Source organism: Aeromonas sp. R1-1 (assembly GCF_040908495.1).
Lineage (GTDB): Bacteria > Pseudomonadota > Gammaproteobacteria > Enterobacterales > Aeromonadaceae > Aeromonas > Aeromonas veronii.
Genome location: NZ_JBFODV010000191.1, coordinates 1 through 10,177 on the forward strand (window position 1 = coordinate 1; position 10,177 = coordinate 10,177).

The 10,177-nt window shown below is 59.6% G+C and carries 9 protein-coding genes; 6 read left to right on the plus strand and 3 right to left on the minus strand.

Annotated elements, in window-relative coordinates; all coding sequences use genetic code 11:
• Positions 1-101: 101 nt before the first annotated feature.
• Entirely contained in the window at positions 102-1,913 is a 1,812-nt protein-coding gene (gene typA, locus AB5Y92_RS12205) for a translational GTPase TypA (protein ID WP_005339679.1), read from the minus strand.
• A 351-nt stretch (positions 1,914-2,264) separates the two neighbouring features.
• Here typA and glnA point away from each other — a divergent pair, with 351 nt between their 5' ends.
• The 5 genes from glnA (at position 2,265) to add (ending at position 8,081) form a co-directional block, all read left to right on the plus strand.
• A complete protein-coding gene (gene glnA / locus AB5Y92_RS12210) occupies positions 2,265-3,674 on the plus strand; it encodes a glutamate--ammonia ligase (protein ID WP_005339672.1) in 1,410 nt (469 codons plus the stop codon).
• Positions 3,675-3,789: 115 nt separating this feature from the next.
• Positions 3,790-4,368 (plus strand): DUF4124 domain-containing protein, encoded by a 579-nt coding sequence (locus tag AB5Y92_RS12215; protein ID WP_042079784.1) that lies wholly within the window; start codon positions 3,790-3,792, stop codon positions 4,366-4,368.
• An 86-nt stretch (positions 4,369-4,454) separates the two neighbouring features.
• Positions 4,455-5,510, plus strand: a complete 1,056-nt coding sequence (gene glnL, locus AB5Y92_RS12220; protein WP_005356202.1) for a nitrogen regulation protein NR(II) — start codon at positions 4,455-4,457, stop codon at positions 5,508-5,510.
• Positions 5,511-5,519: 9 nt separating this feature from the next.
• Positions 5,520-6,938 (plus strand): nitrogen regulation protein NR(I), encoded by a 1,419-nt coding sequence (gene glnG, locus AB5Y92_RS12225; protein WP_151285730.1) that lies wholly within the window; start codon positions 5,520-5,522, stop codon positions 6,936-6,938.
• Positions 6,939-7,079: 141 nt separating this feature from the next.
• The gene (gene add / locus AB5Y92_RS12230) at positions 7,080-8,081 is read left to right on the plus strand and encodes an adenosine deaminase (protein ID WP_368226868.1); all 1,002 of its coding nucleotides are present in this window, start codon (positions 7,080-7,082) and stop codon (positions 8,079-8,081) included.
• A gap of 151 nt (positions 8,082-8,232) precedes the next feature.
• Here add and rmuC read toward each other — a convergent pair whose 3' ends face one another.
• Positions 8,233-9,573: a DNA recombination protein RmuC gene (rmuC, locus tag AB5Y92_RS12235; protein ID WP_368226869.1), complete on the minus strand. Its 1,341-nt coding sequence runs from the start codon at positions 9,571-9,573 to the stop codon at positions 8,233-8,235.
• Positions 9,570-9,785, minus strand: coding sequence for a hypothetical protein (locus AB5Y92_RS12240; protein WP_216959833.1), 216 nt, complete (start codon positions 9,783-9,785; stop codon positions 9,570-9,572). The genes rmuC and AB5Y92_RS12240 overlap by 4 nt, the downstream gene beginning before the upstream one ends.
• 140 nt (positions 9,786-9,925) lie before the next feature.
• Between AB5Y92_RS12240 and AB5Y92_RS12245 the strand changes: the two genes are divergently transcribed.
• The coding region (locus tag AB5Y92_RS12245; RefSeq protein ID WP_368226870.1) for a 4Fe-4S binding protein at positions 9,926-10,177 on the plus strand (252 nt) is incomplete at its 3' end.

Here is a 10,177-nt window from a genome sequence, read left to right on the forward strand (position 1 = left end):
GGATCACAAGCATAAAAAAACGGACCCAAACCAGAGGTTTGGGTCCGTTTATCAGTGAACCGTCAGCGGCCGCAAGGGCTGCCGAGACTCAGCACATAGCATTAACCACGGCCAGAGCGCTTGCGATCCAGCTCGGTCAGCAATTTCTTGCGGATACGGATATTCTTCGGAGTCACTTCTACCAGTTCGTCGTTGTCGATGAACTCGAGAGCCTGTTCCAGAGTCATGCGGATCGGCGGAGTCAGCACTTGAGCTTCGTCGGTACCGGAGGCACGCATGTTAGTCAGCTGTTTGCCTTTCAGGCAGTTAACAGTCAGGTCGTTGGAACGGGAGTGAATACCGATCACTTGGCCTTCGTACACTTCGGTCGCGTGACCGATGAACAGACGACCACGGTCTTGCAGACCGAACAGGGCGTAGGTCAGAGCCTTACCGGTAGCGTTGGAGATCAGCACGCCATTCTGACGCTCGCCGATGCTACCACCCTTGTGCGGACCGTAGTGGTCGAAGGTGTGGTACAGCAGACCGGTACCTGAGGTCATGGTCATGAATTCGGTCTGGAAACCGATCAGGCCACGGCTCGGGATCATGAAGTCCAGACGGACACGACCCTTGCCATCCGGGGTCATGTTGGTCATTTCGCCTTTACGCAGACCCAGTTGCTCCATCACGGAACCCTGGTGCGCTTCTTCAACGTCCACAGTTACAGTTTCGAACGGTTCCTGCAGAACACCATCAACGGTACGCAGGATTACTTCCGGACGAGACACAGCCAGTTCGTAACCTTCGCGACGCATGTTTTCGATCAGGATGGAGAGGTGCAGTTCACCACGACCGGATACACGGAACTTGTCCGGATCATCAGTCTCTTCCACACGCAGGGCCACGTTGTGGACCAGCTCCTGGTTCAGACGCTCCAGAATGTTACGGGAGGTCACGAACTTGCCCTCTTTACCGGCGAACGGTGAGGTGTTGACCTGGAAGGTCATGTTCACGGTCGGCTCGTCAACAGAGAGCGGCGGCAGGGCTTCAACGGCACCGTTGTCACAGATGGTGTCGGAGATTTTCAGCTCGCCCAAACCGGTGATAGCGATGATGTCACCCGCTTGCGCGTCGGTAACTTCAGTACGGGACAGACCCAGGTAACCCAGCACCTGACCGACTTTACCGTTACGGGTCTTGCCGTCAGCACCAACGATGGTGACTTGCTGGTTGGTCTTGACGCGACCACGGGTGATACGGCCGATACCGATAACGCCCACGTAGGAGTTGTAGTCCAGCTGGGAGATCTGCATCTGGAAACCACCTTCGGCATCAGCCTTCGGCGCTTCAACGTTATCAACGATAGCCTGGAACAGCGGCTCCATGTTCTCGGACTCAACGTCCTGATCCATGGTGGCCCAACCGTTCAGTGCAGAGGCGTAAACAACTTTGAAATCCAGCTGTTCATCAGTCGCGCCCAGGTTGTCGAACAGGTCGAATACCTGATCCATTACCCAGTCAGGACGAGCACCCGGACGGTCAACCTTGTTGATGACCACGATCGGCTTCAGACCCTGAGCGAACGCTTTCTGGGTCACGAAACGGGTTTGCGGCATCGGGCCGTCTACGGCATCAACCAGCAGCAGTACGGAGTCAACCATGGACAGTACGCGCTCTACTTCACCACCGAAGTCGGCGTGACCCGGGGTATCAACGATGTTGATGCGGTAGTCATTCCAGCGGATCGCAGTGTTCTTGGCGAGAATGGTGATGCCACGTTCCCGTTCCAGATCATTGGAGTCCATGATCCGTTCCTGGCCTTCCGTGGAGCGGTCCAGGGTGCCGGACTGCTGCAGCAGCTTATCAACCAGAGTCGTTTTGCCGTGGTCAACGTGCGCAATAATCGCAATATTGCGTAAATTCTCTAACATTCTCGCCTCAATCACCGGGTAAAATTGGGCGCTAATTGTACTCTTGCCTTTGTGATCTGCCTAGCAGAATTGCAGTACATTCGCGCATAACAACAGATCTGGATCATAGACCTCTCTGACAAACCCTGCTTAGATGGGCGGTGACCGTATTTCGCGCACCATTACAGTGCACCAAAACGATCCACCATCGCACTAAATTGATGCAACGCGAGTCGAGATCGCCTGATTTTGGGGAGCCTCTCCAGCGAGATTGCCCTGAAATCAAGCTGTCACAAACTTGGCACGATACTGGCTTATGTGAATACGACGACGCATTCACCCAGAGAGTTTTAACACCGGAGGTTACTTAGCATGTCAGCCCAGAACGTTTTGGCCCTGATCCAGGAACACGAAGTCAAGTTTGTTGATCTGCGCTTTACCGACACCAAGGGTAAAGAGCAGCATGTATCCATCCCTGCTCACCAGGTTGATGAAGATTTCTTCGAAGACGGCAAGATGTTCGATGGTTCCTCCATCGGCGGCTGGAAGGGCATCAACGAATCCGACATGGTACTGATGCCGGACGCAGCCTCCGCCAAGCTGGATCCGTTCACCGAAGAGACCACCCTGAACATCGTTTGTGACGTGCTGGAGCCTGCCACCATGCAGGGCTACGACCGCGATCCGCGCTCCATCGCCAAGCGTGCAGAAGATTTCCTGAAGTCCAGCGGCATCGCTGACACCGTGCTGTTCGGGCCGGAGCCGGAATTTTTCATGTTCGACAACATCACCTTCTCCAACACCATGGGCCACAGCTTCGTGAAAATCGAATCTGAAGAAGCCGCATGGAACTCCGGCACTGCCTATGAGCATGGCAACAAGGGTCACCGTCCGTTCGTGAAAGGCGGTTACTTCCCGGTTGCACCAGTCGACTCTTCCCAGGATATCCGCGCCGCCATGTGTCTGGTGCTGGAAGAGATGGGCCAGGTCGTTGAAGCTCACCACCACGAAGTGGCCACTGCCGGTCAGAACGAGATCGCTACCCGCTTCAACACTCTTACGCTGAAAGCTGACGAAGTACAGGTACTGAAGTACGTGATCCACAACGTGGCTCACGCCTACAACAAGACTGTTACCTTCATGCCGAAACCCATGTTCGGTGACAACGGCTCCGGCATGCACTGCCACCAGTCTCTGGCCAAAAACGGCGTCAACCTGTTCGCTGGCGACCTGTATGGCGGTCTGTCCGAGATGGCTCTGCACTACATCGGCGGTATCATCAAGCACGCCAAGGCCATCAACGCCTTCGCCAACCCGACCACCAACTCCTACAAGCGTCTGGTTCCGGGTTATGAAGCACCGGTCATGCTGGCCTACTCTGCTCGCAACCGCTCTGCCTCCATCCGTATCCCGGTGGTACCGAGCCCGAAAGCCCGTCGTATCGAAGTGCGCTTCCCGGATCCGGCAGCCAACCCGTACCTGGCCTTCGCAGCCCAGCTGATGGCCGGTCTGGACGGTATCATCAACAAGATCCATCCGGGCGATGCCATGGACAAGAACTTGTACGACCTGCCACCGGAAGAAGCCGCAGAAGTACCGACCGTTGCCGGTTCTCTGGACGAAGCCCTGGCTGCTCTGGATGCTGACCGCGAGTTCCTGACCCGTGGCGGCGTGTTCAGCGATGACTTCATCAACTCCTATCTGGAACTGAAACAGCAGGATGTTGACCGTGTGCGCATGACCCCGCACCCGCTGGAGTTCGAACTGTACTACTCCGTCTAAGTCTCAGCAGACTTGCCGTTTAAATCTGGTCAGCTTGCTTAATCGTGACAAAACCCGCCATCTGGCGGGTTTTTTCTCTGATAGGATTAAGCAAAATACCGTCAAGGAGAGATGGATGAACAACAAGCATGGCATAGGGGTGCTCGGCCTCCTGTTGCTGACCTCGTTCGCTGCGGACGCGGCCAAGGTCTACTCCTGGGTCGATGGCAATGGCATCACCCACTACTCGGATGCGCCACCACCCGGCAAAAACGCCAAAGAGGTCGATCTGCGGGTCGCCCCGCTGCTGGGCAGCAGCGCGCCCAGATCGGTGCAGGTGGATAACTTCAACAGCCTGACTGGCGCCGATGCCAAGAAAGAGAAAGAGGCGGCCAAGCTGACCATCGAACTGCTTTCCCCGGAACAGGGCAGCACCCTGCGCGACAACACAGGCAATATCGTCTTTCAGGGCACCATCAGCCCCAAACCTCCGACCCAGTATGATGTGCGCCTGACCCTGGATGGCAAAGCCGCCCCCATCGTCAGCAACAGCCTCTCTGTCCGCGTCGAAAACGTCGATCGCGGCGCCCACGAGGCCCAGCTCGAACTGCTCGCCAAAGACGGTACGATCCTTGCTAAATCCAGTGCAGTCACCTTTTACCTGCATAGAGCGAGCGTGACGCCGGCTCCCAAACCCACCCCCAAAGCCGACTAGGGGTGATATAGCGCACCGATGCGGGTAAACTCTATGCACCATATCGGTGCATAACAGGTGTGTAGCACCGTTTTAGGGAGAAACCTGTGCCAACCCGCTCGGACAACGCCAAAACACTCTTGGATAATTTGCTGACCGCCGTGATCCTGATGGATGAGCGGCTCTGCATCCAGTTCGTCAACCCGGCGGCTGAACAGCTGCTCTCTCTCAGTGAACGCCGGCTGATCGGCATCGAACTGCCCCATCTACTGGAACATATCTCCCTCGATTTGCAGCGGCTCAAGCAGTGCCTCGTGTCAGGACAAGGCTTTACCGATAGCGAAGTGACCCTGGTGGTGGAAGGAGAACCGAGACTGGTGGAGCTGAGCGCCACCCCGATGGCCGACCACGAACAGCGTCTGCTGGTCGTGGAGCTGCGCAAGATCGACCAGCAGAAGAAGATCAGTCAGGAGCAGCAGCAACATGCCCAGCAGCTAGCGGCCAAGGAGCTGGTGCGCGGGCTGGCCCACGAAATCAAGAATCCCCTCGGCGGCCTGCGCGGAGCGGCCCAGCTGCTGCAAAAAGAGCTGCCGGACCCGGCGCTGCGCGAATATACCGGCATCATCATTGAACAGGCCGACCGGCTGCGGGTACTGGTCGATCGGCTGCTCGGCCCCCAGCGCCCTGGCCGCCACCAGATGCACAATGTCCATTCGGTGCTGGAGCAGGTACGCCGACTGGTGGAGCTCGAACTCCCTCCCTCTGTTCGCATCGAGCGGGATTACGACCCCAGCATCCCCGAATTCGAGATGGAGCCGGATCAGCTGCAGCAGGCGTTTCTCAACATAGTGCGCAACGCAGCCGAAGCACTGGGCGATCAGACCGGGCTTATTCGTATCAAAACCCGCACTGCATTCCAGATCACCATTCACGGCCAGCGCTACCGGCTGGCGGCGGAGATCAAGATCATCGACAACGGCCCCGGCATTCCGGACGCCATTCGCGACACTCTGTTCTATCCCATGATCACCGGCAAGGAGGGGGGCACAGGGCTCGGCCTCTCTATCGCCCAGAACCTGATCGACCAGCACAAGGGGCGGATTGACTGCATCAGCTGGCCGGGTCACACCGAATTCACAATTTTTCTACCGCTTCGCAAGTAAGGGAACCTCATGACCGCCAAAGTGTGGATCGTCGATGACGACAGTTCTATCCGCTGGGTGCTGGAGCGCACTCTCGGCAGCGAAGGCTTCAACTGCGAGAGCTTTGCCGATGGCGAAGCCCTGCTGCACGCCCTTGAGCTGCGCTCGCCCGATGTGATCCTCTCCGATATCCGGATGCCGGGCATCGATGGTTTGAGCCTGCTGGAGCAGATCCACCGTCGTCAGGCCGATCTGCCCATCATCATCATGACCGCCCACTCGGATCTCGACAGTGCGGTCAACGCCTACCAGCGCGGCGCCTTCGAGTACCTGCCCAAGCCGTTCGACATCGACGAAGCGGTGACCCTGGTGCGGCGCGCCGAGAATCACCTCAAGGAACAGCGCACCAAGCGCAAGTCTCGCCAGCAAGAGGCCACCGCCACCCCGGAGATCATCGGTGAGGCGCCGGCGATGCAGGAGGTGTTCCGTGCCATCGGCCGCCTGTCGCGCTCCAGCATCTCGGTGCTGATCAACGGCCAGAGCGGTACCGGCAAGGAGCTGGTCGCCCATGCGCTGCACAAGCACAGCCCGCGCGCCCACAAAAACTTTATCGCCCTCAACATGGCGGCTATCCCGAAAGATCTCATCGAATCCGAGCTGTTCGGTCACGAGAAGGGTGCCTTCACCGGCGCCAACAACATCCGCCACGGCCGCTTCGAGCAGGCCGACGGTGGTACCCTGTTTCTCGACGAGATCGGCGACATGCCGCTTGATGTGCAGACCCGGCTGCTGCGTGTCTTGGCCGATGGCCAGTTCTATCGAGTCGGCGGCCACCAGCCGGTGCAGGTGGATGTACGGATCATCGCCGCCACCCACCAGAATCTGGAGAAGCGGGTCGCCGATGGCGAGTTTCGCGAGGATCTGTTCCACCGCCTCAACGTCATTCGCATCCACATCCCCGCCCTCAAGGAGCGCCGTGAGGATATCCCCCAGCTGGCCCGCCACTTCCTGCTGCGCGCCGCCAAAGAGCTGAACGTCGAGGCCAAGAGCCTGCACCCCGATACCCAGGCCTATATCAGCCGCCTGCCCTGGCCGGGCAACGTGCGCCAGCTGGAGAACGTCTGCCGCTGGCTCACCGTGATGGCCTCGGGGCAAGAAGTGCTGGTCGGCGACCTGCCTGCCGAGCTGCTCACCCCCATCACCAACAGTGCCGAACCGGGCCAACCGGCGTTGCCCGGTTGCTGGCAGCAGCAGTTGCAGGAGTGGGTGGCCAGCAAGTTGGCGCTGGGAGAGACAGACATCCTGGCCGATGCCATGCCCCAGTTCGAGCGGATCATGCTGGAGACGGCACTGGAGCACACCCATGGCCACAAGCAGGAGGCAGCCCGCCTGCTCGGTTGGGGTCGCAACACCCTGACCCGCAAGCTGAAGGAACTCGATCTCTCCTGAGTCCCGGGGAAAAACGATTCCCATCACGCCTTGATAAATCACCGACCAATAAGACCCCGTTTGCCAGCAAACGGGGTATCTTTTTTGAAAGCCCCGCCTAGAATGGCAGGCTTTCAAACCTGACTCGACGAGGGCGCCCCCATGATTGACAGATCTCTCCCCCTGACCGACCTGCACCGCCATCTGGACGGCAACATCCGCCCGCAAACCATCCTCGAGCTGGGTCGCCAACACAACATTCAGTTGCCCGCATTCGAGCTGGAAGCGCTGCGTCCCCACGTACAGATCGTCGAGAACGAGCCGAGTCTGGTTGCCTTCCTGAAGAAACTGGACTGGGGTGTGGCCGTGCTGGCCGACTACGACGCCTGCCGCCGGGTCGCCTACGAGAACGTGGAAGATCTGCTGCGCGCCGGTATCGACTATGCCGAACTGCGTTTCAGTCCGGCCTATATGGCGATGACCCACAAGCTGCACCCGCAGGGCGTGGTGGAAGCCATCATCGACGGCGTGGCCGCTGGCAGCCGCGATTTCGGTATCAAGACCAACCTGATCGGCATCATGAGCCGCACCTTCGGCACCGAGCAGTGCAATCAGGAGCTGGCCGCCTGTCTGGCACACCGTGACAAGCTGGTCGCCATCGATCTGGCCGGTGACGAGCTGGGCTTCCCGGGGGAACTCTTTGTCGACCACTTCCGCAAGGTGCGCGATGCAGGCATGCGCGTCACCGTACACGCCGGTGAAGCCGCTGGCCCCGAGAGCATGTGGCAGGCCATTCGCGAGCTGGGCGCCGAGCGTATCGGCCACGGCGTCAAAGCGATTCAGGATCCGGCCCTGATGGCCTATCTGGCCGAACACCGCATCGGCATCGAGTCCTGCCTCACCTCCAACATCCAGACCACTACGGTAGCAAGCCTGACCGAACACCCGATCCGCCAGTTCCTTGCCGCCGGTGTGCTGGCCTGCCTCAACACCGACGATCCGGCAGTAGAAGGGATCGACCTGCCCCACGAATATGAGGTGGCCGCCCCAGCCACCGGCATGACCGCCAGCGAAATCCGCACCGCCCAGCAGAACGGCCTGACCCTGGCCTTCCTGAGCGATAGCGAGAAAGCCGAACTGAGCGCCCGCGCCGCCAGCCGCTGATCCACACCGGCACTGCAAATAGAAACGGCCCACTTCGGTGGGCCGTTTGCTTTGCAGATTTCTGATGATGGGTCAGCACTGGGCCAGCTGGCAGATAGCAAAAGGCCCAAACCGGGTTTGGGCCTTGGCTGATGGCGATACTGGGAAATAACTACTCCCGCTCCTTGTCGCGCTCCTGCGCCCGCTCCACCAGCGGCTCGGGCAGACTCTTGGTCACTTCCACCCCCAGCTCGCGGAAACGCTCGACCTGCGCAATCAGGTTGCCACGGCCGTTGACCAGCCGTCCCATCGCCTTGTCGTAGCTCTCCTGCGCCTTGTGCAGGCTGCCGCCCATCTGCTGCATCTCCTCGACAAACAGCCGCAGCTTTTCGTAGAGGCGACCGGCCCGCTCGGCGATCTGGCGAGCATTCTGGTTCTGCCGCTCGTAGCGCCACAGGTTTTCGATGGTGCGCAGCGCCACCATCAGGTTGGTGGGGCTCACCAGCAGGATATTGTTGTCGAGGCCGTAACGCACCAGCGAGGGATCGGCCTCCATCGCGGTAAGGAAGGCGGGCTCTACCGCCACGAACATCAGCACATAGTCGAGGGTGCGCACTCCGGGCAACTGCTGGTAATCCTTGCGGCCCAGCTCGCGGATATGGTTACGCACCGAGGCGACGTGCTCTTTCAGCGCCACCGCCTTCTCCAGCTCGTCATCGGCGTTGAACCAGCGTTCGTAGGCGGTCAGCGACACCTTGGCGTCGATGATGATGTCCTTCTCCTGCGGCAGGTGGACGATGACATCGGGCTGGTAGCGCTTGCCCTTCTCCACCTCGATATTGACCTGGGTGTGGTACTCGTGACCCTCGCGCAAGCCGCATTCGCTGAGGATCCGCGCCAGCACCACCTCGCCCCAGTTACCCTGCTGCTTGCTGTCACCCTTGAGGGCGCGAGTCAGCGCCGCCGCCTCCTCGGTCATGCGGGCATTGAGCTCGGCAAGGCGCTCCAGCTCGAACTTGAGGCTGTGGCGCTGGGCCGTCTCCTGGGCGTGGGTCTCCCCCACCTGACGGCGAAAGCCCTCAAGCTGCTCCTTGAGCGGAGTAAGCAGCAGATCGAGACTGTTCTGGTTCAATTCACGGAAGTTGCCGGAGTTTTGCTCGAAGATCCGGTTGGCGAGGTTCTCGAACTGCTGGCTGAGGCGCTGCTCCGCTTCCTGTTGCAGTTGCAGTTTTTCGGCGGCGGCCAGCCGTTCGCTGCGCAGGGTCGCTTCCGCATCCTTGAGGCGGGCGGTGAGCTTGATCAGCAGGGTCTGCTGCTGATCCAGCTTCTGCTGGCCCTGCATCCGCTCATCCTGCAACTCGTCGAAGCGATCCTGAAGCGCCTGATAACGCTCCTGCGCCAGCATCAGCTCCTGAGCCTGCGCCGTGGCGGTACGCCGCCCGATCAGCCAGCCAAGCCCGAGGGCCAGCACTGCGGCGGGCAACAAGATCCCCCAGAGCCCGGGGTCGATCATTTACGGCTCCGCTGACGCAGGAAGAGTTCGAGATAGCGGTTAACCAGGATCCAGATCACCACGTAGATAAGGTAGGCGGCCAGCACCACCCACTTGTGGGTGTTGACGCCGGTATCGAGCTCGGCGAAATCGATATCCTTGATGCGGCAGTAGGCCCACATCAGCAGGGGAAAGACATAGAGCAGGGACGCACGCCAGAGAAATAGCCACATATGTTTTCATTCAACCACGTAAAAAGACCCGCCTAGCTTACACAAGGGCAACTGCGCTTGCGATCCTGACGGCCGCTATTCTCTGGCCTGCTTCCCGAAACTTCGATAAAATTAACCCCTAATAGGTATCAGGGGCGAGCATGACTCACTATTTCCTCCGTTGGCTGACACAAGGTTGGCAAGCTTCCCGCAAACCCGCCGTGGTTTGCCATGAAGCGCGCCCGCCGTGGGCCATCGAGGAGTCCCAGTACCTCTCCCTCTGCACCCGCTGTGGCGAATGTTTCAAGGCCTGCCCGCGTGGTCTGCTCAAACCGGCCACTCAGGAGGAGTACGAGGGGAGCCCGATTGCCGGCACCCCGGTGCTCGATCTCGCCTGTGGCCAGTGCAGCTAC